Source organism: Leifsonia sp. Root1293, assembly GCF_001425325.1.
GTDB lineage: Bacteria > Actinomycetota > Actinomycetes > Actinomycetales > Microbacteriaceae > Orlajensenia.
The window spans coordinates 2,144,349-2,168,688 of the sequence record NZ_LMEH01000001.1 but is presented as its reverse complement, the minus strand read 5'-3'; the positions used below and the strand labels follow the sequence as shown (position 1 = coordinate 2,168,688).

At 68.1% G+C, this 24,340-nt stretch carries 23 protein-coding genes; 15 read left to right on the top strand and 8 right to left on the bottom strand.

Translation table 11 applies throughout. From position 1 onward, the window contains the following. Positions 1–52: 52 nt before the first annotated feature. Entirely contained in the window at positions 53–499 is a 447-nt protein-coding gene (locus tag ASC59_RS10320; protein WP_055821762.1) for a GNAT family N-acetyltransferase, read from the bottom strand. An 87-nt stretch (positions 500–586) separates the two neighbouring features. Here ASC59_RS10320 and ASC59_RS10315 point away from each other — a divergent pair, with 87 nt between their 5' ends. From ASC59_RS10315 to ASC59_RS10285, 7 genes are all read left to right on the top strand, one after another. Further along, positions 587–973: a PadR family transcriptional regulator gene (locus tag ASC59_RS10315; RefSeq protein ID WP_055821759.1), complete on the top strand. Its 387-nt coding sequence runs from the start codon at positions 587–589 to the stop codon at positions 971–973. After that, a complete protein-coding gene (locus tag ASC59_RS10310; RefSeq protein ID WP_055821754.1) occupies positions 966–1,937 on the top strand; it encodes a permease prefix domain 1-containing protein in 972 nt (323 codons plus the stop codon). Before ASC59_RS10315 ends, ASC59_RS10310 begins: the two co-directional genes overlap by 8 nt. A gap of 190 nt (positions 1,938–2,127) precedes the next feature. Further along, entirely contained in the window at positions 2,128–3,171 is a 1,044-nt protein-coding gene (locus ASC59_RS10305; protein ID WP_055821752.1) for an ATP-binding cassette domain-containing protein, read from the top strand. Continuing rightward, the gene (locus tag ASC59_RS10300; protein ID WP_055821750.1) at positions 3,168–4,007 is read left to right on the top strand and encodes an ABC transporter permease; all 840 of its coding nucleotides are present in this window, start codon (positions 3,168–3,170) and stop codon (positions 4,005–4,007) included. The genes ASC59_RS10305 and ASC59_RS10300 overlap by 4 nt, the downstream gene beginning before the upstream one ends. A 37-nt stretch (positions 4,008–4,044) precedes the next feature. Continuing rightward, positions 4,045–4,446, top strand: coding sequence for a DUF7144 family membrane protein (locus tag ASC59_RS10295; protein ID WP_055821747.1), 402 nt, complete (start codon positions 4,045–4,047; stop codon positions 4,444–4,446). A 40-nt stretch (positions 4,447–4,486) separates the two neighbouring features. After that, positions 4,487–4,888: a DUF7144 family membrane protein gene (locus tag ASC59_RS10290; protein WP_055821744.1), complete on the top strand. Its 402-nt coding sequence runs from the start codon at positions 4,487–4,489 to the stop codon at positions 4,886–4,888. A 195-nt stretch (positions 4,889–5,083) separates the two neighbouring features. Further along, entirely contained in the window at positions 5,084–7,198 is a 2,115-nt protein-coding gene (locus ASC59_RS10285; protein WP_055821741.1) for an acyl-CoA dehydrogenase family protein, read from the top strand. A 117-nt stretch (positions 7,199–7,315) separates the two neighbouring features. Here ASC59_RS10285 and ASC59_RS10280 read toward each other — a convergent pair whose 3' ends face one another. Next, on the bottom strand, positions 7,316–7,513 hold the full coding sequence (locus ASC59_RS10280; RefSeq protein ID WP_055821738.1) for a hypothetical protein: 198 nt from the start codon (positions 7,511–7,513) through the stop codon (positions 7,316–7,318). Positions 7,514–7,560: 47 nt separating this feature from the next. Next, entirely contained in the window at positions 7,561–8,571 is a 1,011-nt protein-coding gene (locus ASC59_RS10275) for a malate dehydrogenase (protein ID WP_055821735.1), read from the bottom strand. Positions 8,572–8,625: 54 nt separating this feature from the next. Between ASC59_RS10275 and pip the strand changes: the two genes are divergently transcribed. From pip to ASC59_RS10250, 5 genes are all read left to right on the top strand, one after another. After that, positions 8,626–9,582, top strand: a complete 957-nt coding sequence (pip, locus tag ASC59_RS10270; protein WP_055821733.1) for a prolyl aminopeptidase — start codon at positions 8,626–8,628, stop codon at positions 9,580–9,582. Between the two features lie 73 nt (positions 9,583–9,655). Beyond that, the gene (locus tag ASC59_RS10265; protein WP_055821730.1) at positions 9,656–10,753 is read left to right on the top strand and encodes an acyltransferase family protein; all 1,098 of its coding nucleotides are present in this window, start codon (positions 9,656–9,658) and stop codon (positions 10,751–10,753) included. A gap of 76 nt (positions 10,754–10,829) precedes the next feature. Beyond that, complete coding sequence (locus ASC59_RS10260; protein WP_055821728.1) at positions 10,830–11,933, top strand: acyltransferase family protein; 1,104 nt, start codon at positions 10,830–10,832, stop codon at positions 11,931–11,933. A 9-nt stretch (positions 11,934–11,942) separates the two neighbouring features. Continuing rightward, complete coding sequence (gene ypfJ / locus ASC59_RS10255) at positions 11,943–12,830, top strand: KPN_02809 family neutral zinc metallopeptidase (RefSeq protein WP_055821725.1); 888 nt, start codon at positions 11,943–11,945, stop codon at positions 12,828–12,830. 173 nt (positions 12,831–13,003) lie between these two features. Further along, positions 13,004–13,645: a GTP pyrophosphokinase gene (locus ASC59_RS10250; protein ID WP_082513631.1), complete on the top strand. Its 642-nt coding sequence runs from the start codon at positions 13,004–13,006 to the stop codon at positions 13,643–13,645. Positions 13,646–13,651: 6 nt separating this feature from the next. Here ASC59_RS10250 and ASC59_RS10245 read toward each other — a convergent pair whose 3' ends face one another. After that, positions 13,652–14,914, bottom strand: a complete 1,263-nt coding sequence (locus ASC59_RS10245; protein WP_055821723.1) for a Coenzyme F420 hydrogenase/dehydrogenase, beta subunit C-terminal domain — start codon at positions 14,912–14,914, stop codon at positions 13,652–13,654. 136 nt (positions 14,915–15,050) lie between these two features. Between ASC59_RS10245 and ASC59_RS10240 the strand changes: the two genes are divergently transcribed. Further along, a complete protein-coding gene (locus tag ASC59_RS10240) occupies positions 15,051–16,064 on the top strand; it encodes a glycosyltransferase (protein ID WP_055821720.1) in 1,014 nt (337 codons plus the stop codon). A gap of 5 nt (positions 16,065–16,069) precedes the next feature. Here the strand turns inward: ASC59_RS10240 and ASC59_RS10235 are convergent, their stop codons facing one another. The 4 genes from ASC59_RS10235 to ASC59_RS10220 form a co-directional block, all read right to left on the bottom strand. Beyond that, positions 16,070–16,534: an adenylyltransferase/cytidyltransferase family protein gene (locus tag ASC59_RS10235; protein ID WP_235492652.1), complete on the bottom strand. Its 465-nt coding sequence runs from the start codon at positions 16,532–16,534 to the stop codon at positions 16,070–16,072. Between the two features lie 131 nt (positions 16,535–16,665). After that, a complete protein-coding gene (locus ASC59_RS10230; protein WP_055821717.1) occupies positions 16,666–18,165 on the bottom strand; it encodes a lipopolysaccharide biosynthesis protein in 1,500 nt (499 codons plus the stop codon). Between the two features lie 2 nt (positions 18,166–18,167). Next, positions 18,168–19,247: a polysaccharide pyruvyl transferase family protein gene (locus tag ASC59_RS10225; RefSeq protein WP_235492706.1), complete on the bottom strand. Its 1,080-nt coding sequence runs from the start codon at positions 19,245–19,247 to the stop codon at positions 18,168–18,170. Continuing rightward, positions 19,247–19,807 carry an acyltransferase gene (locus ASC59_RS10220; protein ID WP_200942361.1) on the bottom strand — a complete coding sequence of 187 codons (561 nt, stop codon included), beginning with the start codon at positions 19,805–19,807 and terminating at the stop codon, positions 19,247–19,249. The genes ASC59_RS10225 and ASC59_RS10220 overlap by 1 nt, the downstream gene beginning before the upstream one ends. A gap of 128 nt (positions 19,808–19,935) precedes the next feature. Between ASC59_RS10220 and ASC59_RS10215 the strand changes: the two genes are divergently transcribed. Together ASC59_RS10215 and ASC59_RS10210 are read left to right on the top strand one after the other, a co-directional pair. Beyond that, complete coding sequence (locus tag ASC59_RS10215) at positions 19,936–22,080, top strand: acyltransferase family protein (protein WP_055821710.1); 2,145 nt, start codon at positions 19,936–19,938, stop codon at positions 22,078–22,080. A 157-nt stretch (positions 22,081–22,237) separates the two neighbouring features. Next, positions 22,238–24,334 (top strand): right-handed parallel beta-helix repeat-containing protein, encoded by a 2,097-nt coding sequence (locus tag ASC59_RS10210; RefSeq protein WP_055821708.1) that lies wholly within the window; start codon positions 22,238–22,240, stop codon positions 24,332–24,334. Positions 24,335–24,340: the final 6 nt, after the last annotated feature.

Here is a 24,340-nt window from a genome sequence, read left to right as displayed (position 1 = left end):
ATCGCTCGCAGCGACGGGCGTGGTCTCGATATGCCGGCTCCTTCGTCGCGGGCTACTCGACCGGCGGACCAGGCAGCATCTTCCGCCAGAACACGGCCGACTCCTCATAGCCGAGGGCCGCATAGAAGTCGCTGGCCCGTCGGCTCGCCAGCGCCAGGTACGGAGCGCCCACGACGTCGCGAGCCCAGTCCTCCGCCGCGGCCATCAACGCCGACCCGACACCCGATCGCCGCATCGTCACCTTCACCTCCTCGACCCACGCGACGGGCCCGTTCGCCAGGAACGTGCGGTGGGCATCCGCGAGCAGGTACCCGACGACCCGTCCCTCGGCCTCGGCGACGATGAGCAGCGCATCCGGATCCTGAAGCAACAGCGGGAAGGTCGCGCGGTAGGCGTCCTCGTCGGGCCGGAACGTGGTTGCGAAGTCTCGCGCCATCGGCCACACGGCATCGGCATCGGCGATCGTCGCCGGCCGCACTGAGATGACTGGCTGGTCCATCCCCGTACGCTACCGCGCCACCTCGTGCCCGATGCCGACAATCGCACTCTCCGATCAAGTACTGTGTGTGATACAGTACTCAACGTGATGAAAGCAATTGATGCCGCACAGGGCCAAGCGGGCGAGAACAACGCCTTCGCCGCCGACCTGTTGCGCGGCCACACCGACACGATCGTGCTCGGTCTCCTTCGCCGTGGCGACAGCTACGGATTCGAGATCTTCAAGGCCATCCGCGACGCGACCGGCGGTGAGCACGAGATCAAGGAGGCGACCCTGTACGCCACGTACCGCCGACTCGAGAAGGACGGCCTGGTCGAGTCGTACTGGGGCGACGAGACCCAGGGCGGTCGTCGCAAGTACTACCGCATCACCGACGCCGGCCGGGCGATCTTCCACGGCAACGTCGCGGCCTGGGTCGCCACCCGCCGCGTCATCGACTCGCTTCTCGACGTGAAGGACACGAAGAATGACTGACAACACGTTCCGCCGCTCAGGTGGGGACATCCACAGACTGCTCGACGAGGCCTTCGCCGGCGTCGACATGACTCCCGACGCCCAGGACCTGAAGGAGGAGGTGCGCGCGAACCTCATCGCGCGCGTCGCCGACCTCGAGGCATCCGGACGCAGCACGACGGATGCGGCTCGCCAGGCCATCGACGAACTCGGCGACGTGCGGGCCCTCATCGCAGACCCGAGCGCGGCCGATACCGTCGATTCCGCTGGGGCGACGACCAGTGCACCGGTCGCGAGCGTGACTCCGCCTCGTCAGACGAACCCGTGGAACCAGAACGCCGCCTACCTCTCGGCTCGGGTTCGCCCGAAGCCGGCCTTCGTCGTACGCGTCGTCATCGCCTCGCTCGTCGCCCTGGCGGCCCTGGTCGTGGCCGGTCTGGCCGCGGCGGGTGTTCTCGCCCTGCCGCTCGGCGTCACGATCCTGATGATCGGCGTCGGGGCCGTCGCCGCGGGCTGGATCGTGGGCGACTCGCTGGTGCAGGAGACGACCACTAATCATCCGATGCCGGGGCGGCGGGGAGCCGGCTACGCGCTCGCCACCATCCTGACCGTCGCCGGCCTCGGCCTCGGTGCCCTCATAGCCCTCGGTGCGATCGAGCTCTGGGGCATCGCGATCGCGGCTGTCATCCTCGTGGCCGGCATCGTGCTGTTCTCGTTCCTCGGCGCCACGCAGACCAATCGCCACAAGGCCTGGCTGCGCCAGGCGCAGCGCGAGATGAGTGTGGGCAACCGCTTCGAGGAGGAGCCGGAGTCAGCCGCCCGCTTCGGCATCTACACCGCCGTCATCTGGATCGTCGCCTTCGCGGCATTCATCGTGCTCGGCTTCACGATCGGCTGGCTGTGGTCGTGGCTGGCCCTGCTCGCCGGCTTCGTCGTCATGATGCTCGTGCTGGCCCAGATGCTGTTCGGGTCCAGGAAGGGCTGAGCCGTGTCAGCGCTGGAGCGGCCCATGGCCTGATCAGAAGGAACGGCGGTCCGGATGCTGGAACATCCGAACCGCCTCGCAACAGAGTCGAACGGCGTGAAGCCGACATGAACCAGCTCAGTGCGCGCTGCCAGAATACCGGCGCGCCCTGAGACGACTCGACCACCATCGAGAACCTGAGGAGCGCAGCATGACTGCAGCAACACCGGGGTCGGCACTGGAAGCCGTCGACCTCGTCAAGACCTATTCGCAGGGGCGCGGAAAGTCCGCACTCCGAGCCCTCGACGGGCTCACGTTCCGAGCGGAGGCCGGCACCGTCTTCGGACTGCTCGGACCGAACGGCGCTGGCAAGTCGACCACCGTCAAGATCCTCTCGACGCTCTCGCACCCCGACTCCGGTGACGCCTTCGTCGCGGGGATCGACGTGCGGCGGCATCCGGAGCAGGTGCGACGGGCCATCGGTTTCGTCGCCCAGAAGCAGGTGTCGGATCCCATGGACACCGGCCTCGAGAACCTCGTGCTCGCCGGTCAACTGCAGGGCATGGGCACATCGGCGGCTCGCGTGCGTGCCGACGAGCTGCTCGACCGCTTCAACCTCACTGCTGCGGCTGGGCGCCAGGTCAAGACCTACTCCGGCGGAATGGCCCGCAAGCTCGATGTGGCCATCGGTCTCATGCACTCGCCGGAGGTGCTCTTCCTCGACGAGCCGACGACCGGGCTCGACCCCGAGGCGCGTGCGGAGATGTGGGCCGAGATCGAACGGATGTCGCGCAGCGATCGCATGACCGTCCTGCTCACGACGCACTACCTCGAGGAGGCCGACCGCCTGGCCGACCGACTCGCCATCGTCGATCACGGCCGCATCGTCACCGAAGGCACGCCCGAGCAGTTGAAGAGCGGTCTCCGCGGCGACGCCGTCGTGCTGGAGTTGCGCGACAGCGATGCGCTGACCGACGCGCTCGCCGCCATCGCCCGCGTCCCCGAGTTGCGCGAGGTGAGCGTCGAGGCCGGTCGCATCGTGCGCGCCCGCGCCGACGACGGCGGGGCGGCGCTCCCGCTCGCCCTCGCTGTGCTCGATGCCGAGGGCCTCGGGGTCGCCTCGGCCACAGTCGCCAGGCCCAGCCTCGACGACGTCTACCTCGCCAACACCGGTCACTCCTTCGCCGCTGCGCAGGACAGCTTCGCTCGGCGGGCGACGGATGCCGCAACGAACCTCGAGAGGAGTGCATCATGAGCACCCTGACCGCCCCCGCGCAGCCGACCCGGCCGGCGAGCTACGCCCGGCCCGCCGGCGCCGGCTTCTTCTCCCACACCGGATACCTCACGCTGCGGCACCTGCGCGCGGCAGTGCGCATCCCGGCCTTCCTCGTCATGAACGTCGTGCAGCCGCTCATCTGGCTCCTGCTCTTCGGGCAGCTCTTCATGAGCGTCGTCGACATCCCGGGCTTCTCCGGCGGCTCGAGCTATCTCGAGTTCCTCACGCCGGGCATCGTCATGATGATGGCGCTGTTCGGCAGCGCGTGGGCTGGCACGAGCTACATCGAGGACATGGACCGCGGCGTCATGGATCGCCTGCTCACCTCTCCGACGAACCGCGGAGCACTGATGACGGCCACGCTCGTCTACCAGGCCATCCTCACGGTGGTGCAGACGCTCATCGTGCTGGGCGTCGCCTGGCTCTGCGGTGCACGCTTCGCCGGGGGCATCGGCGGCATCCTGATCATGGTGGTGGCGGCGATGCTGCTCACGGCGTCGTTCTCGGCGCTGTCGAACGCGGCAGCGCTGCTCGCTCGCAACCAGACCGTGCTCATCGGACTGTCGCAGCTCATCACCATCCCGCTGATGTTCCTGAGTTCCGCCCTGATGGACACCAGTCTGTCGGCGGACTGGGTCGCGGATGCCGCGGCCTGGAATCCGTTCGAATGGGCGGTCGTCGCCGGCCGAGAGGCGCTCCAGGCGAACCCGGACTGGTCGAGCGCGTGGACGAACCTCGGCATGCTGGCGGTCTTCACCGTCGTGCTCACCTGGATCGCCACCCGGGCGTTCCGCGCCTACCAGCGCAGCGCCTAGCCGACGGGCTGCGGTGGGCCGTGGCTATGCTTCGAGCATGGCCTACCGCAGACCCGTCGTGGTGAGCATCGCCGGTGCCCTCACCTGGCTCGCCGGCGTCATCGACATCGTGATCGGCGTGGTCCTGCTCGCACAGTCCGGCGTGAACGTCGTGGTGCTCGAGTTCGGGGGAGCGGTCCAGCTGTTCACGGCCGCCATCGTCGCCCTGCTCTTCGGAGCCATCCTGTTCTTCGCCGGCGGCGGGGTGCTCAGCGCCAAGAACACGGCGCGCATCGTCGCGACGGGCGCCCACGGCGTCTCGATCCTGGCCTCGCTTGTTCCGGCGCTTCTGCTCCCAGCGGCGTTCTTCGGCTCCTGGCTCGGCATCCTGGCGTCCGTCGTCGTCATCGTCCTGCTGTACACGAGGCCGGCCAACGCATACTTCCGCGACGACAGCTGACGCCACTAACCTGAAGGTCACCACCCACCTGAGGAGCCCCATGAGCCTGACCGTCAGTCGCCCCGGAGGAGTCACCTTCATCGCAGTCCTGGCGTGGATCCAGGGTGTCCTCGACATCATCCTCGGCGTCATCCTGCTGTTCAACCAGAACGACGCGGCGCTCGTCCTCGACTTCGGCGGCAGCGGACCGCTCATCACGTCGGCCATCGTCTACATCCTCGTCGGAATCATCATCATCGTGATCGCCCGTGGGCTGCTGCGCGGAAGCAACGGCGCCAGAGTGGTGGTGACGGCCTTCGAGGTCATCACGCTCGCCGCGGCCCTCTTCGTCATGATCGCTGCGCCGTCGCAGTTCCTCGGAGCCCTGGTCACGGCCTTCATCGCCCTCGTCATCATCCTGCTGCTCTGGACAGGACGCGCCGGGGCGTTCTTCCGACGCTGACTCCAGCGCACCTCAAGCTCGGGGGTCGGCCCTTGTGGTCTTTCTCCCGTGGCGACGGCCGTCTTTGTCGGATGCCGCCAACATCGCACGCCAGCATCCGGTTCCCGATTGTGGCGCAGCCACGCAGAGTTTCGCCTGGTCGAATCGCGCTCGTACCGTGGGGACACACCCCTACTGCGAGATGTGAGGACCCCGATGGTTGACACTGCCGTTCGCCCGACCGACACCGAGAACGTCGACGAGGTGATCCGCCCGACGGTCGACACCGGCCCGATCACGGTGCCCGGGCAGCCCGGCGCTCCGCGCATCGATCTCGAGAAGCTCGGCCGACAGCTGCTCGGCACGTGGGCCGACGTGCGCCTCGCGTCCCGCGAGCTCACCGCCCGTCCCGAGATGCAGCGCATCGACGGCCAGTCGATGGACGAGCACCGCGAGCGGGTCATGGGCCAGCTCAAGCTCCTCGTCGAGCACGGGGGCGTGCACCGCGCCTTCCCGGCGGCCGTCGGTGGCATGGACGACCACGGCGGCAACATCGCCGGCTTCGAGGAGCTGGTCACCGCCGATCCGAGTCTGCAGATCAAGTCGGGAGTGCAGTGGGGACTGTTCTCGGCCGCGATCCTGCACCTCGGCACCGAGTACCACCACCTCACCTTCCTCCCCGACACGATGACCCTGAAGGTGCCCGGCGCCTTCGCCATGACCGAGACCGGACACGGATCGGATGTCGCGTCCATCGGCACGACAGCCACCTACGACGAGAAGAAGCAGCAGTTCGTCATCAACACCCCGTTCCGCGGTGCGTGGAAGGACTACCTGGGCAACGCCGCCAAGCACGGAACGGCCGCCGTCGTCTTCGCCCAGCTCATCACGAAGGGCGTCAACCACGGCGTGCACGCGTTCTACGTGCCGATCCGCAACGCGAAGGGCGGCTTCCTCAAGGGGATCGGCGGCGAGGACGACGGTCTCAAGGGCGGCCTGAACGGCATCGACAACGGGCGCCTGCACTTCACCAACGTGCGCGTACCCCGCACCAACCTGCTCAACCGCTACGGCGACGTCGCGGAGGACGGCACCTACACGAGCCCGATCGCCAGCCCCGGCCGTCGCTTCTTCACCATGCTCGGAACCCTGGTGCAGGGGCGCGTCTCCCTCGACGGTGCCGCAACGCAGGCCTCGGCCATGGCCCTGAAGATCGCGGTGACCTACGCCACCCAGCGCCGCCAGTTCAACGCCGCGAGCGACACCGACGAGGAAGTGCTGCTCGACTACCAGCGCCACCAGCGCCGTCTCATCCCGCGCATCGCGACGACGTACGCCCAGACGTTCGCCCACGACGAGTTCCTGGTGAAGTTCGACTCCGTCTTCAGCGGCAAGGCCGACACCGACGACGACCGGCAGGACCTCGAGACCCTCGCTGCGGCGCTGAAGCCGCTGTCGACGTGGGCGGCTCTCGACACCATCCAGGAGGCGCGGGAGGCGTGCGGCGGTTCCGGATTCCTCGCGGAGAACCGATTCGTGGGCCTTCGAGCCGACCTCGACGTCTACGTCACATTCGAGGGCGACAACAACGTGCTGCTGCAGCTCGTCGCGAAGCGCCTGCTCACCGACTACTCGAAGAAGTTCGCATCGGCGGATGCCGGAGCCATGGCGCGCTACGTGGTCGAACAGGGCGTCGACAGGGCCTACCACGGCACCGGACTCCGCCGACTGGCGCAGACCGTCGCAGACTTCGGATCGACCGCACGCTCGGTGTCCGGCCTCCGGAACCCCGTGACCCAGCGTGAGCTCCTCACGGACCGCGTCGAGACGATGATCGCCGAAGTGGGCGGACGTCTCCGCGACAGCCGCAAGCTCGGCAAGAAGGCCGCAGCCGACCTGTTCAACTCACAGCAGAACGAGCTGATCGAGGCCGCGCGAGCCCACGCCGAACTCCTCCAGTGGGAGGCGTTCACCCGTGCTCTCGAGAAGACCACGGATGCCGGTACCCATGAGGTGCTGACCTGGCTGCGCGATCTCTTCGGCCTGGGCCTGATCGAGAAGCACCTGGCCTGGTACCTCATCAACGGCCGCCTCTCGGCGAAGCGGGCGCAGGCCGTGACGGCGTACGTCGACCGCCTCATCTCGCGATTGCGTCCGCATGCCCTCGACCTCGTCGACGCCTTCGGCTACAAGCCGGAGCACCTGCGCGCATCGATCGCGAGCGGTGCCGAGCAGGAGCGCCAGGACGAGGCTCGCGCGTATTACGCGGATCTCCGGGCCTCCGGCAATGCGCCGGTCGACGAGAAGACGCTGAAGGCCAAGAAGCGCTAGGGCATCACGCCTCATAGACCGCTCGCTGAGAACCGGACGGAGTCCGCGTTCGAAGTGCCCGGCCGTACCACGCTTCGGCCGCAGCCTGCGGCCGGGCCTCAGCGACCGCTGCCCGCCCTATTTCACCGGCGGCTTGATGAAGGAACCGAACGCCAGGCCGACGGCGGCGCCGGCGGCGAGCCAGAGCCAGAACCCGCTGATCAGGCTGATCACGAGGCCAACGATGAGCCCGACGATCACGCCGATGATCACCTGGGAGCGTCGCGAGGCGCGCTCGGGTTCCGGGGCTGGGCGCTGTGCTGGTCTCTGGGCCATGGCTCCAGCGTAACGATCGAAACGACGCGCTGAGACTCCGCGCCGCCTCAGCCCAGGAGCCCGAGCGTCCTCACGGCCTCGCGCTCCTCGACGAGTTCGGCCACCGAGGCGTCGATGCGCTCGCGGGCGAAGGAATCCAGCTCCAGTCCCTGAACGATCCGCCACTGCCCGTCGACGGACTCGACCGGGAAGGACGAGACGATGCCCTCTGGCACGCCGTAGGAGCCGTCGGAGGGCAGGGCTGCCGACGTCCACCCGTGCGTCGTCCCGGTCACCCAGTCGTGCACGTGATCGATGGCGGCGTTGGCAGCCGAGGCGACGGATGACGAACCACGCACCTCGATGATCTCGGCGCCGCGTTTCGCGACCCGGGGGATGAACACGTCGCGGATCCACTCGCGAGCGGCATCCGCGCCCAACTGCTCCTCGAGCAGTTCCACGACCGGTCGACCACCGGCCGTCGCATGGGCGATGTCGGGGAACTGCGTGGCCGAGTGGTTGCCCCAGATGCTGACGTCCCGCAGTTGCGACACAGGGGCGTGCAGCGCCTCGGAGAGCTGACCCAACGCTCGGTTGTGGTCGAGCCTCGTCAGGGCAGTGAAGCGCTCACGCGGCACATCGGGCGCGTGGGCGCTGGCGATGAAGGCGTTGGTGTTCGCCGGGTTGCCGACCACGACGACGCGGATGTCGTCGGCGGCGCCGGAATTGATGGCCGCACCCTGCGGGGCGAAGATGGCGCCGTTGGCCGCCAGCAGGTCGCCGCGTTCCATCCCGGGTCCGCGGGGCCGAGACCCCACGAGGAGCGCGACATTGGCTCCGTCGAAGGCGCTGGCGGCATCATCCGTGACGTCGACGGACTGCAGCAGGGGGAACGCGGAGTCCTGCAGTTCGAGCGCTGCGCCCTCGGCCGAGCGCAGCCCCTGGGGGATCTCGAGCAGACGCAGCCGAACGGCGGTGTCCGGTCCGAGCAGTTGGCCGGAGGCTATGCGGAACAGCAGGGCGTAGCCGATCTGTCCGCCTGCGCCGGTGATGGTGACTGTCGCCAGGGAGTTCGCCATTCCTCGACCCTACGCCGGGTGCCGGTGGAGTGCCCACGCGGATATGGTGATCTGATGCGCGACTTCTACCCCGAGATCGAACCGTACGACTCCGGCATGCTCGACGTCGGTGACGGACAGCAGATGTACTGGGAGACGTCCGGCAACCCGGACGGCAAGCCCGTGGTGTTCCTGCACGGCGGCCCGGGCGGTGGCACGAGCCCGACGCAACGCCGTCTCTTCGACCCCGCGAAGTACCGCATCGTTCTGCTCGACCAGCGCGGTTGCGGAAGGAGCACCCCGCACGTGAGTGCGCCGGATGCCGACCTCAGCACCAACACCACCTGGCACCTCGTCGCCGATATCGAGAAGCTGCGTGAGCACCTCGGCATCGAGCGCTGGCAGGTGCTCGGCGGGTCCTGGGGCAGCTCGCTCGCACTGGCCTACGCCGAGACCCACCCGGAACGGGTCACCGAGATCATCCTGCGCGGCATCTTCACTCTGCGCCGCATCGAGCTCGACTGGTTCTACGAGGGCGGGGCGGCGGCGCTGTTCCCCGACCTGTGGGAGGGCTTCATCGCCCCTGTGCCCGAGGCCGAGCGCAGCCACCTGATCGCCGCGTACAGCCGGCTTCTGGCCGACCCGGATCCCGCGGTGCACCGTCCGGCGGCGATCGCCTGGTCCCGCTGGGAGTCTTCAACCATCACGCTCCTCCCGCAGGAGGAGACCATCGCCCGATTCACCGAACCCGACTACGCGGTGGCCTTCGCGCGCATCGAGAACCACTACTTCATGAACGGCGGCTGGTGGGACGAGGGGCAGCTCATCCGCGACGCCGTGAAGCTGCACGACATCCCCGCCGTCATCGTGCAGGGCCGCTACGACGTGTGCACTCCGCCGATGACGGCATGGGACCTGCACAGGGCCTGGCCGCAGGCCGAGTTCCGGATGATCCCGGATGCCGGTCACGCGTTCGACGAGCCCGGCATCCGCGATGCCCTCATCGAGGCGACGGACCGCTTCGCCGGGTGACCCCGCGCTTCGTGCGTGTAAACGTCAGGTGACGTTTCCCCGCCAGATCCTCGGAGCGGCCTAGCCTGCAGGGATGAGCGCGAATGAGGACACCCGAACGGGGACGGGCAGTGCTGGAGCGGTCGTCCTCGCGCCCGTCGTACGTGAGCGGTGGATCGACACGGCCAAGGGCATCGCCATCGTCCTCGTGGTGCTCTACCACGCGACGATGTACCTGGGTCTCGCCGGCGTCGACGTGCCGGGCGCTCGCGCGAACCCGATGCTCGAGACGTTCCGGATGCCTCTCTTCTTCTTCATGTCGGGCGTGCTCGGTGCCCGGGCGCTCGCCCTCGGGTACAGGGCGCTGTTCCACCGCCGCCTGGCGCTGCTCATCTACCTCTACGTGCTCTGGGTCGCGTTGCAGCAGATCTTCCTGGCAGTGCTTCCGCCCACGTCGCTCGAACCGGAGCCGAGCCCGCTCTGGAGCTTCCTGACCCTCGCCGTCGTTCCGAACGAGAACCTCTGGTTCCTCTACGCCCTGCCGGTGTTCTTCACCATCGCCTGGCTCACCCGCTCGTGGCCGGCCGTCGTGCCGCTGGCACTGGCCGGAGTCGTGTCCGTGCTCTTCAGCTCGGGCATCCTGGAGTCCGACACCGCCTGGGACAAGATGGGCCGATACCTCTTCTTCTTCCTCCTCGCGCTGCGCATCGGGGGCAGGGTTCGCCGCGTGGCCCCGAGCGTCCGCTGGTGGCATGCCGCGGTGCTCGGCGCGGTCTACCTCGCACTCACCGGGCTCACCTTCGCCAGCGGCATCCGCGGCATTCCGCTCGTTCTGTTCGGCCTGAGCCTGCTCGCGGTCGCCGTCGGCATCGCCGTGGCCGTCGTCATGAGCCGGATCCCGGTCTTCGACGTCGTGCGCTTCCTCGGCACCCGCACTCTGCCGATCTACGTCGTGCACGCCTTCCCGCTGCTCGCCGTCGGAGCGCTGCTGGTCGCGACAGGCGTCGACGTCCCGACCCCTGTCGCCGTCGCCATGCCGGTGGTGCTCACAGCACTGTCGACAGCGTTCGCCCTCGGCGTGCACAGGCTGCTGCGCGAGGTTCCGGGCGTCTTCACCCTGCCCCGCTTCCTGACGCCTATCCGAAGCACAGCTGACCCGAAGGAGGCGGGTCCGAGCACCCTTGCCGACTGAGCAGGCCGGCCCTATCCTGAGACCACTCGGCTGACCGGTGACGTCTCCCGGGCTTTCCGGCGAGAGGCACACCCGAGTGACCGACCACATCCCGACTCCAGCGTCAGAGCCGACCGCGCTCGCTGCAGTGAATCGTGAGCCGTGGATCGATGTCGCCAAGGGAATCGCGATCACCCTCGTCGTCCTCTTCCACAGCACGATGTACCTCGGGCTCGCTGGTGTCGTCGGACCCTTGACCACTCTCAACCCGCTTCTGGACACCTTCCGGATGCCGCTCTTCTTCTTCATGTCCGGCATCGTCGGGGCGCGAGCGCTCACCCTCACGTACCGCGGTCTCTTCCGTCGACGCCTGGTGCTCCTCCTCTACCTCTACGTGGTGTGGAGTGCCGCCCAGCATCTGTTCGCCATCGTCCTCCCGCCCATCACGGATGTCTCCGACGAGAATCACTGGTGGGGGATCGTGAACCTCTTCATCGTTCCGAACGCCAATCTCTGGTTCATCTACGCGCTGCCGCTGTTCTTCACCATCGCCTGGTTGACGCGCTCGTGGCCGCGCTGGCTGCCGCTCGTGCTGGCGGCGATCGTGTCGGTCCTGTTCGGCTCCGGATTCCTCCACACGGGCAGTGCCTGGGACAAGATGGGGCGCTACCTGTTCTTCTTCCTGTTCGCCCTGCAGATCGGTTCGTGGGTGCGCGCGGTCGCTCCGAGAACGCGGTGGTGGCACGCCGTGGCCGTGATCGTGGTCTACGGCGGCGTCCTCGCCGTCGTGGTGAAGGCTGGCCTCATCCGGGCGCCGTTCGTCCTCTTCGCGCTGAGCATCATCGCCGTCGGAGTCGGCATCACCGTGGCGGTGCTGATCTCCCGGATCCGCGCCCTCGACTTCGTTCGCCACCTCGGAACCAAGACCCTTCCGATCTATCTCGTGCACACGTTCCCGATGGTCGCGCTCGCGTCTCTCATCGTCGCCACCGATCTGCAGGTACCGACTCCGCTCGCCGCCGTGATGCCGATCGCCCTCACCGTCGTCGCCATCCTGATCTCGCTTCTCCTGCACCACTGGCTCGGCGGGGTGCGGGGAGTGTTCACGGTGCCCGTGCCGTCGTGGGTCGACACTCGCACGGTCCCACCGTCGGAACGGGTCGCTGTCAACCCATCACCCGGAGGAACGCCGGCCCGGTAGGTTTGCGGCATGACGTTCGACGACAACGCCAAGATCGGCGGCGGCAAGGTATCCAAGCGCGGCCGCAATGTGGGCATCGGTGTGGGCGGAGGCATCGGCGTCATCGCCATCGTGCTGATCGGCCAGCTTCTCGGCGTCGACCTGTCAGGCATCGTGGGAGCCGGCGGGGGTGGCGGTGCAGTCGACTCGTCGAGCGACGAGGTCATCACCAACTGCGAGACCGGGGCGGACGCCAACGCGGGCATCGAATGCCGTCTCGAAGGTGCCGCAGAGTCCCTCGACGCCTACTGGGCCGAGGAGGCGCCCGCGCTGGGCGCGGCGTACACCACGACGAATGTGAAGCTGTTCTCCGACGGGGTCCAGACCGGATGCGGCAACGCGACGAGTGCCGTCGGACCGTTCTACTGCCCGCCCGACCAGCTCATCTACCTCGACACGACGTTCTACGACGACCTGCGCAGCCGGTTCGGCGCATCGGGCGGCCCGCTCTCCGAGATGTACGTCATCGCGCACGAGTGGGGGCACCACATCCAGAACCTCACCGGTGCCATCGAGGCATCGCAGGACGGCACGACGGGGGCCGCATCCGGCAGTGTTCGGGTCGAACTGCAGGCCGACTGCTACGCCGGCGCCTGGGTCGCGGCAGCGTCGACGCAGCCGACGGCCGCTTCGGACGTGCCGCTGCTGAAGCCGGTCACGCCCGCTCAGATCGCGGATGCGCTGAACGCCGCAGCGTCCATCGGCGACGACCGCATCCAACAGCAGTCCGGCGGGGATGTGAACCCCGAGGCGTGGACCCACGGATCGAGCGAGCAGCGCCAGAACTGGTTCCAGGCTGGCTACGACGGCGGAGCTGCCGCCTGCGACACCTTCTCCGTCAGCGACACGCAACTCTGAGCCGGCCGTTTCTCGTAGCCGATTCACACGGATCGCAGAGGAGCGTTGCGTAGCGTCGAGACGTGGACACGATCCCCGATGACAAGCCCAGGCTGACCGCTCTCACGCGGCCGCTCCTCACTCCTCGCACCAGCGAGCTGTTCCAGCAGCTCGACCTCGACACCCTCACCGAGATGAAGGCGCTGCGCGACGAGTTCAGTCGCTTCCTCCAGCGCTACAAGTTCGGCATGGACGAGATCGTCACGAAGCTCTCGATCCTGCGCGAGGAGTTCAGCGAGCAGGAGGGGCACAACCCGATCGAGCACATCTCGTGCCGTCTCAAGTCCACTGACGGCGTGCTGGAGAAGCTCGACCGCAAGGGTGTCGAGCCCTCGTTCGAGGCCATCCGCTCGTCGATCACCGATATCGCCGGGGTGCGCGTCACCTGCAGCTTCGTCTCCGACGTCTACCGCATCGTCGACATGATCACGGCGCAGCAGGACGTCCGCGTACTCAGCATCAAGGACTACATCGCGCGCCCGAAGCCGAACGGGTACCGCAGCCTGCACGTCATCCTCGAGGTTCCGGTCTTCCTCTCCGACGGGCCGGTCCCGGTCACCGTCGAGGTGCAGTTCCGCACCATTGCGATGGACTTCTGGGCGAGCCTCGAACACAAGACCTACTACAAGTACGACAAGCAGGTTCCGCAGCACCTCGTCGATGGCCTCACCGAAGCCGCAGAGACGGCGGCGCGGCTCGATGAGACCATGGAGCGCCTGCACCGCGAGGTGCACGGGCATCCGGAACCGCGCAGGCCCCGGGTACTCGACGCCTGATGGCCCTCAGGGGCGCTGGGAACGGGTCCGATCGGCCCGAACCCTGCTGTAGGTGCCCCTGGCCGTGCGAACGATCAGGCCCAGGCGCCCGGCCGCGAAGCCGAGGAGACCGAACCCGACGTATCGGGGCGGGCGGATGCCGGCGGCGCGCGCACCCGCGAGCCGGCCGGCGAGGGTCTGGCGTCGCTTGCGCTGAAGCGGCTGGACCGCATCGAGGTCGTCGATCGACAGGGGCTCGGCGACGAGGATTCCCGCCGCGATGGCGCGGGCGATCACGTCGCGCCCTCGCACCGTGCGAGCGATCAGTGCGCTGACGCCGTCGCCCTCGGTGAAGTCCGGGTAGCCACGCTCATCCGATCGCCAGAAATCAGCGGCAGTGATGTCGGAACTCTCGCCGACCCCGTCAGGGCAGATCTTGCAGCGCCACTGCACGGTGGGACCGAGGTGGTCGCCCCAGGATTCGTCATAGGACGCGGAGTGCTCGCTGCCCTCCGACGTGACAGCGGTGAAGCGTCCTGGCCAGCCCCTTCCGCGGTACCAGAGGTCGCGGAGCACCCCGCCCTGCCGCACGCCCAGCGCCGTGACGAGCGAGTCCGTGGCCGATTGGCTGGGTGTCCCGGCGCAATAGAAGGACAGCAGAAGCGGCGACTCCGCCTCCGGAGAGGCGGGAGCCTGCATCGCGCGCAGTGCCGATGCCTCGCACGGCTTTCCGACGACAGCCGATCCTGCCGCCAGCACCAACGGATTCGCGGCGATCGAGACCGGGGCATAGCGCGATCCTGCCGACGCGAGTGCCTCATCCCTCGTCATGATGGCCACGCTGACGGTGCGCCGCGGATTCCCCGTCTCGGCCTGGGCGCCGATCACCCGCGCCGCTTCGCCCGACTCCAGGAGCCAGGCGGCCAGGGCTGTGATCGTGCCGCCGCTGCTTCCCTGTCGCCGGATCTCGGGGTCTGCCGCCCACGCCGCCCACGCCTGCACGACGGGTCCCATGGTCGGATGACGCCGCGAGCCTGCGGCATCCTGAGCGCGGACGATGACACCTGGGCATGCCCGGCGGAAGGTGTCGAGGGCGCCGTCGACGGCGACGCCATGATCGACGCGGCTCGGACGGCTGTAGCCGCTCTCGTCGATCCTCATCGTGAGGCCGCTGTCGAGGAGTGTGCATGCGCCGCAACCCGAGCAGTTCCCCTCGGCCACGACCCGACCGATCGCCCTGTCGAGGGCTGTTCCCTCGCCGGCATCACTCCTCGTGGCTCTGATGCGCATGCACCGATGCTAGCGGTCCGGTCCTCGACGTCACGGCGCCGGTCCAGTGGTCTTGTCGCGTCGGCGCAGCGCCCCTATCCTGAGCACGAGCGGCCTGCCGGCTGCCAAGCGAGCACGAGTCGAAGGATGCACCCGAGTGACTGCAGAGCATCACGGCCGACACCTCACCATGGCCGTCGCGATGCGGGTGTACAACAGCGAGCGCTTCGTCGGAGATCACCTCCGTTCCCTCATCACCCAGTCGGTCGTGCCCGATCAGATCGTGATCGGCGACGACGGTTCGACCGACGGCACGAGGGCGGTCATCGAGGCCGTTCGAGCCGAGGCGGCAGCGCGACCGGAGAGCGCAGGCATCGTCTGGACCCTCCTGCCGTCCGAGCACCATGGCATCGCCGGCAACATCGAGCGGACGATGGCCGCGTGCACTGCGGACATCGTGGTCGTCTGCGATCACGACGACATCAGCTATCCCGACCGTTTCGAGACCATCCGGAAGGAATTCGAGACCAGACCCGACCTTCTCTTGCTCCACGGCGATGCAGACCTCATCGACGAGAGCGGAGCGATGATGGGCGCGCGCCTGGCGGCCACCCAGGCCGTGACCGACTGGGAGCGAGAGCGCTATCGCGCCGGCGAGGCGCTCGACGTGCTGATCCGTCGGAACATCGTCACGGGCGCGACCGCGGCGTTCCGTCGCGTGCTTCTCGACGCGGCCACGCCGTTCCCGCGCAGTTGGGTGTACGACGAGTGGCTCGGGATCGTCGCCGCCGGCCTCGGCGGCACCGACTACCTCGGCGACCCGACCATCGGCTATCGCCAGCACAGCTCCAACAAGACGGGCGTCCGCCGCCGGGGTGTCCGTGAGCGGGTCGCGCTGCTGATGGCCCCGGGAGCCGGCCGGAACGAGCGCCTGCGCGCGCGCGCCGAGGTGCTGGTCGCCACGCTCGAATCCCTGGGCGACCGTGTGCCGACGGCGCGTCTCGCGCTGGCGCGCCGCAAGCTCGATCACGAACGGGCGAGAAGCGCCTTCCCGGTCAACCGACTGCGGCGCGCGGTTCCCGTGCTTCGCGTCGCGTCCTCGGGAGCATACGGGCGCTTCGCGCGCGGCCGCAAAGACGTTCTGCTCGATCTGGTGCAGCCGATCCGCTAAAAGGTTCAGGCCTCGCTGGCGACGGCCTCGTCGCCGCGATCGAGAGCCTCGAGGGCCCTGCGCAGCATCGTGCTCGAGGTGTGCACCGTGTACGGGAAGTACACGATGTCGACTCCGACCTCGGCGAAGCGGCGCTCCAGGCGCAGGCCCTTCTCGGTGCCGCGCCAGTCGTCACCCTTGAAGAAGACGTCGAAGCCGACCTCGCGCCAGGTGTCGAGCTTGTCGGGCAGCACCTCGGCACGCGCCTCATCGACGAAGGAGATGTGGCTCACGATCTCGAGCCGTTCGGCCAGGGGCACGATGGGGGGAGCCCCCTTCGTGCGCAGCAGCATCTCGTCGGAGACGACGCCCGCGATCAGCACGTCGCAGTGGCTCTTGGCATGGCGCAGCAGATTCAGGTGGCCGACGTGGAAGAGGTCGAAGGCGCCGGCGGCATAGCCGATCCGGGGTCTGGAAGCGTCGATCGTCACGGGAGTCCTCTCGTTCGGCGCAGTTCGGGCGCACCGATCTCGGGTGTGAGAGTTTCTCAGATCGTAGACCGCCGGATCCGTCGACGCCTAGGCTTCGCGACCGAATCACCCCCGCTTGAGGGGTTTTCGCCTCATTCCGTTGCGGGCGGTCTGCGTCGGAGCGATGGAAGCAGGCGGAGGAGCGAGAGCACGTCGAGCACGTCGTTGCGGACGGGTCGGATCAGGAGCGCCGCAACGGCGTACGTCAGGATCACGGTGACGATGCCGCCGATGAGTGCCACGAATGTCGGCAGTGCTCCGAGCCCCACCACGACTCCCCACCCCGCGGCCGCGCCCGCGGTGACGACCGCGATCACCCGCAGTGCCTGCATGTACAGCCGGCGCGTGGGAATGACGGTTCGGCGCGACAGCCACGCGAGCGAGATCGGCCACGCTATCGCCGGTGCGACGGCGTAGCCGACGGCAACCCCGATCACACCGAAGAACGATCCGATGACGATGCAGGTGACCTTGATCGCCGAGGTCACGAGGGTGTAGCGGAACAGGTCGCCGGTGAGTCCCTTCGACATGTAGATCCAGTATCCGACGTACGAGATGGTCTGGAAGATCCCCGCGACCGCGAGTAGGCGGAGGATCGGTGTGACCCCACTCCACTGCGGGCCGAGGAGGATCGCAGTGAGCGGGTCTGCGGCTGCGATCACGATTCCCAGCCCGGCCACGAGCGTGTATCCGAGTGCCTGTTGACCGCGCAGGATGAAGGCGGCGTAGCGGTCGCTGTCATTGCTGAGACGGGACAGCACGGGAAGGGCCACGCGTGTCGTCGGCGATCGCAGCTGGCCGAGCGGCTGCATCAGCAGCTGGAAACCGCGGTTGTAGATTCCGAGCTGGCCGGCTCCGAACCGGAAGCCGATGATCACCGAGTCCACGTTGTTGCTCACATAGCCGATGAGCTGCGTTCCGACCATGTGCCAGCCGAATCGGAGCAGCCCTCCCATGGACTGCCCCCGGCGGGGGAGCCGGGGAAGCCAGCGGGCACTCGAGACCACGACGAGGAGACCGACGACGGAGCCGGACAACTGCTGCACGGCGAGCGCCCAGTATCCCCATCCGGCCAAGGCTGTCGCGATGGCCGCGGCGAGGCCGACCGCCGCGGCGAGGATGTCGCTGGCCGCCAGGACGGTGAACTTCAAAGCCCGGTTGCGATCTGCTCGATACTGCGTGGTGATGCCGTTGATGAGGAAGGTGAGCGAGAGCACGCGCACCAGGTCGACGAGCTCCGGCTCGCCGTAGAAGGCGGCGACGAGGGGAGCGGACAGCGCGACGATGGCGGTGAGGACCAGCCCGATGCCCGAGTTGATCCACACGAGGTTGTCGCGCTGGCCACGGGTGAGGGTCGGGCTCTGGATGGCTGCAGACGACAGTCCGAAGTCACGGAAGATCTCGCCGATCCCGATGATGGTGAGCACCATCGCGAGCAGCCCGTAGTCGTGGGGCGTGAGAAGCCGGGAGAGCACGACCACCGACGCGACCTGGATCGCGATGCGCCCACCCTGGCCGCCCAAGGTCACGGCGGCGCCACGCGCGGCGGCCTGCCCGAGACTCCGGCGTGGTGGTTCCTCTGGAAGCGTCACGGCTAGCTGATCGCCGAACGGATGGCGTCGGTCGCCGGAAGCAGCCGTTCCCGTGCCCGATCGAGGGTCGTCTCGACGGCAGCGACCAGCTCGGCGTTCGACGCCAGGCCATCGGTGGCCGCGGCGGGATCCGGATCCGTGCGCAGATCCACCGTCGTCCTCCAGCCCAGATCGTCGAGCAGGGGCTTGAACTTCCGCGAGTACGCCAGCGGAATCGCCGGGGTCCCGACGGAGAGGGCGTTGAGGCACGCGTGCATCCGCGATCCGATGACCAGCTCCGCGGAGGCGACCATGGCACGGACGTCATCCAGACCCGTCGGTGCGAGGACCTCGGCGTCGGGGGCATGGGCGGCCGCGAACTCACGGATGGCGGGAAAGTCGTTGTCGGGATCGCTCGAGTCCAGAACATGGGGGAGCAGGGCGACGGTACGGCCGGATGACGTCAGTCGGTCGTACAGGCTCGTCACGACGGCACGGTAGGCGACGGCGTCGACGTGGGGATTGTCGCGCCAGAGCAGGCCGGAGATGTTCAGGACGACGTCCCGGGTCTTCCGGACCGCGGGAACCGGGAGCGCGAAGACAACATCGGTGGTGAGCGTCGCGTCGGAGTGCCCGAGCTTCCTGGCGTGGTCGAGGCTGTTGCTGTCCCGCACGAGCACTGCGTCGGCGCGCCGCAGGGAGAACCGGCCTGTCGCACGGCCTCGAGCCGACGTGAACGGGCCGATCGTCTGGGGACCCATGACGACGACGGCGCCGGCCTGGCGTGCGCACTCGGCCATGGCGGACATGACGGCCAGCCGACGAGCCCCGTAGATGTCGGCGAAGCTGTCGCCGGCCCGGGTGTCGACCACGAGATCGAACTGCGAGAGCCATTTCTGCATCCCGAGCCGACCCGTCACGCGCTCCTTGGCGATGCTCGTCACCCGTCCGCCGGGAAGGTGCCGGTTCGGCTGGCCGAAGCTCTGGAAGGTGAAGGTCGCCTCGGGAATCGCACCATGCACCAGTGCGGCCGTACCTGCGGCGAGCGCCCTGACTCCGAGGTTGGTGGAGATGTCGTTCGCCCAGAGAACCAGTGTCCTCATCACCACCACCAGGGTTTCAGCCTGCGGTCCGGCAACCGATAGGTGAGGTTCCTCGGGCGGTCGCCGAGCTTCTTGGCCGGAACTCCCCCGACCAGCGTGAATGGCGCGACGTCCCCCGAGACCACGGCGCCGGCCGCCACCACGGCACCCTCTCCGATCGTCGTCCCCGGCAGGATCGTCGCGCGCGCACTGATCCAGGCTCGATCGCCGATCGAGACCGGAGCCGATTCGTAGGCGAAGTCCGGCGAACGCCAGTCGTGCTGACCCGTCCAGATGTGCACGCTCGTCGACAGGTTGACGTCCGAGCCGAGGGTCAGGCCCCCGCGAGCATCGAGGATCGCACCGTTGCCGATGGAGGACCGCGGTCCGATCCTCAGCCCGGTCGCGCGGCGCACCTCGAAGCCATGGGAGATCGTGACGGTGTCGTGGATGGTGGCGCCCCACCAGCGGAGCATGACGACCCTGACGGCATGGATCGGGATCTTCCCGGCCAGGACGAGCGTGGCCATCTCGGCATCCCGTCGCCTCCGGGCTGCAGCACGCTTGATCCGCTTGAGCATGCGATGAGACTATCCGCACATCACCCGGCGACCCCACTGGTGTGGCGAGCGAGAGAGTGTCACAGTGGAGATGCCCGAGAGGGCCGAGGCGAGCGACTCGACCGGACCAACCCGAATGCGACGGCCATATGAGTGCAACCACCACTGCTGATCTCCCCGTCAGTGCAACTCCGGCGCGCACTGCAGCAGGCTTCCTGCCGGAGATCCAGGCATTGCGCACAGTGGCCGTCCTGCTCGTCGTCGTGTACCACCTCTGGCCCGGCTACCTCCCGGGCGGATACATCGGTGTCGACGTGTTCTTCGTCATCTCCGGCTACCTGATCACCGCCCACATCATCCGGCAGGTCGTCGACAAGGGGTCGTTCTCGCTCACGGGCTTCTACGTGCGCCGGATCAGGCGTCTGCTTCCGGCAGCGCTGGTCGTGCTCGCGGTCGTGGGGATCGCCACCTTCCTGTGGGCGCCGCAGACGCTCTGGAACGACACCGGCAAGCAGATCGTCGCCAGCGCCTTCTACGTCGAGAACTGGGCGCTCGTCGTCAACTCGGTCGACTACCTCGGCGCTGCCGTCGAATCGAGCCCTGTCCAGCACTTCTGGTCGCTCTCCGTCGAGGAGCAGTTCTACCTGTTCTGGCCGATCCTGATCGCCGCGACGTGGTTCGTGATCGCTCGCTCCGGGGGTGCTCGCACGCGTCTCGGGCTCGCGCTCGCAGGCATCGCGGTCGCCTCTCTCGCGTTCTCGGTGATCGCGACGTACTCTGACCAGTCGAGCGCGTACTTCAACACCTTCACCAGGGTGTGGGAATTCGCGATCGGTGGTGTTCTCGCGGTCTTCGCCGCACGTCTGCGGCTCCGCCCGTGGCAGTCCATCGCGGCGAGTTGGGCCGGGCTCGCGGCCATCCTCGTGTCCGCCGTGCTGTACACGTCGAACTCCCTGTTCCCCGGCTGGATCGCCCTTCTTCCGGCACTCGGGACGGCGGCGGTCATCGCCGCCGGTCACGCGGATGGACGGCTCTCGCTCGCTCCGGCGATGCGCTCGCGTCCCGTCCAGTTCGTGGGTGCCATCTCGTACTCCGTCTACCTCTGGCACTGGCCGCTCATCGTCCTGCTGCCGATCATGCTCGAGAGGGCGCTGGACACCCCGCTCCGGATCGCGCTCCTTTTCGGGTCGCTGCTGGTGGGATGGCTGTCGAAGAAGTACATCGAGGATCCGTTCCGCTCGGGAACGATCTCGTGGCGATCCGGCGCCGCGACGCCGAATCCGGCCGTTCGTCCGCGGGTGGTGTTCGCGATGGCGGCCGCAGGCATGATCGTGGTCGCATCCATCGGAGCCGCCCAATGGGCGACGAGCGAGGCCAGGATCGCACAATCGGAAGCGGCCATGCGCGCGGTCGTCGATCCCGCCGGGACGCCGTGCTTCGGCGCCGCCGCTGCGGTCCCGGGGTCGGGGTGCGCACCTGCGACGACGTCCGATGGCGTTCTTCCCGACCCGATCATCGCGCGGGACGACGGCGCCGCCGACGGCTGTCAGCAGTCGTCTGGCTCGACGGAGGTGCTCGTCTGCTCGTTCGGCTCGAAGGAGCCCGGTGCGCTGCGGGTGGCGTTGGCCGGCGATTCCCACGCCGGGCAGTGGATGGGTGCGTTGAAGACCCTGGCCGTCGAGTCCGGCTGGCATCTCGACACCTATCTGCGCAGCGGATGCGGGCTCGCGAAGCTCCCCGGTTCCGCGATCGGCGGCGCTCAGCGCTGTGCGGAATGGAACGGAAAGGCGTTGCGTGCGATCGTCGGCGAGCACTACGACGCGGTGATCGTCTCCACCCGCAGCAGCGTCGTCGGCGGCGGCGCCAAGCCGGAGAGCCAGCAGGCAGCGGACGCATCGGCGATGGTCGGAGCCTGGACCGACATCCAGGAGTCGGGTGCGGATGTCATCGCCATCCACGACATCCCCCAGCCGGCCAACGGCGGCGTGTACGACACCCCGACCTGTGTGATGGAGAACCCGGATCCGACGGCGTGCGCCACGACGTTGTCGGCGTCCCTCGTGACCGACCCGCAAGTGACAGCAGCTCGCACGCTCGGTTCGGTCGAGGTCATCGATCTCTCTCCCTATTTCTGCATCGACGACAGCTGTCCCGCCGTGTTGGGGGGCGTTCTGGTCTACGGAGACGGAAATCACATGACTGCGCTCTTCGCGGACACCCTCACGCCCTACCTCGGCGCGGAATTGGCCCCTGCTCTGGGTATCGAGGCGCCTGAGGCTTCCTCGCTATCGTGAAGGCCCCGGTGCAGCACCGAGGTCGATGTGACAATCCACGAGGCCATATGTAAGGTTGCTGCAATCCCCCGAACGGGTGTCAGCTCCCTACAGCTATTTTGACCGACGACCGTTAGAGGCCCCCTCGATGCGTTTACGCACCACACAAAGCCGCCCATTGTTCGCCCCCATCACCATCGCAGGTGCCTTCCTGGCTCTCTCTGCGCTGATCCTCACCCCCCTCGTCGCCACACCGGCTGACGCAGCCACTCCATCCGGGTCGCTGTATCAGGCTGTGGCTCCCCAGCGGGTCCTTCCCGGGACCTCGCTCGCTGCCGGCGGCACCACCACCGCCGTTCTTCCCTCCGTGCCGACGGGCGCGACAGCCGTGTGGCTGTCGGTGACCGCGGCCCGCGCGACAGCGGCTTCCGCCGTCTCCGTCTGCGCCGGGTCGACTGCCCCGCAGGCATGCCGTGTCGCACCGGCCTTCATCGCTCCCACCGGGACCCCGGCATCCGCCCCGGTCCGTGTTGTCCTCGGAGGCCAGTCGCAGATCACCGTGCACGCCACCAAGCCCGTCGCCGTCGCCTTCGACGTCGTCGGGTACTCGGTTCCCAGCGGAACCAGCGGTGCCGGCACGTATTCGCCGGTCGCGACCCCGTCGACGTCCACGCAGAAGATCGGCGCTCGCGAACTCGTGACGCTGACCGTGCCAGGTGTGCCGGCCGGTGCGACCGCCGTCGCGCTGAACCTCACCTCTTCGGGATTCAGCTCGTCGAGCTATGTCTCGGCATGCCCGGCCGGACAGGCCAAGGCGGACTGTGCTGGAACCTCGGTCCTCAACCCGCTTCCGAGCGGTGACCGCCAGAAGTCCACGATCGTCAAGCTGGGCGGCAGTGCTCGCAATCAGGTGCAGTTCTACAACAACGCGGGCAGCGGAACGCTGCGCAGCACCGTCGCCGGATTCTTCCGGTCGACTGCAGGCGCCGGTGGCGTCCTCTCGGATGTTCCGAGCGCGACCTCCGAGATCGTCCTTGCTCCCGGCGGCTCGGCATCAGTGCCCCTCGCCGGAGTGTCGACCACTGCCACAGCCGCGCTCGTCCGCATCGTCGGAAGCGGCGCCTGGCGATCGACCACGGTGTCGGCGTGCTCGACGGCCACCGTCTGCCCCACCACGGCCCTCATCGCCGAACCCGGCCAGGCTTCCACGAACACCGTGCTGCTGCCGCTCGTCGCGAAGTCGGGAGCCGTCTCGATCCGCAACTCCTCCGCCAGCGTGCGTCTGAAGCTCGAGGTCCTCGCCCAGGTCGTGCCGACCGGCTCGAGTGCTCCGGCACCCCAGCCCACGGCCACTCCGACCCCGGCGCCCACGCCTCCCGCCAAGCCGACGCCGACGGCCACTCCGAAGCCGACGCCGACGGCCACTCCGAAGCCGACGCCGACGCCGACTCCGACTCCGACCCCGACGACCGCGCCGAAGCCCCCGGCACCGGCACCGGCTCCGACGGGCGGCATGCCCGGTCCGAAGAACACCGGAGTGCCCGCGGGCACGACGCTCAAGGTCCACGACGGTGACATCACCGTGACGGCGGCAGGAACGGTCATCGACTCCCTCGATGTGCATGGTTCGATCGTCGTCAAGGCGGCGAACGTGACCATCAAGAACTCGATCATCCGCGGTCGGGCCGGTTCCGGCCCGCTGGTCAACAACCTGCTGCACAACCCGAACCTGGTCATCCAGGACTCGGAGCTGTTCGCGGCCATGGATCGACGTGTCAGCGGGATCATGGGCTCGCACTTCACCGCAACGCGGCTGAACATCCACCACGTGACCGACGGGATCCACCTGACCGAGGGCGAGGTGACGCTCAAGGACTCCTGGCTGCACGACAACCTCCACCTCGACAAGGACCCGGCCTGGAACGGCACGCCGACCCATGACGACGGCATCCAGGTGCAGGGTGGATCGAACATCACCATCGATCACAACACTCTGACCGGCGCTCACAATGCGGCGCTCATGGTCACGCAGGACCGCGCCAGGGTCACCAACCTGAGCTGGACGCGGAACTATGCCGACGGCGGTGGCTGCACCATCAACATCGCCCAGGGCAGCCTCGGACCGGTGACCGGGCTGAAGATCACCGACAGCACCTTCGGGCGCAACACGTCGGTCGCGAACTGCGCGATCATCGCTCCGACGACGACGAAGATCGACACCCAGCGCAACTACTGGGCCGACGACATGTCGCCGGTGTCGGTCCGCAAGGGCTGATCCCCA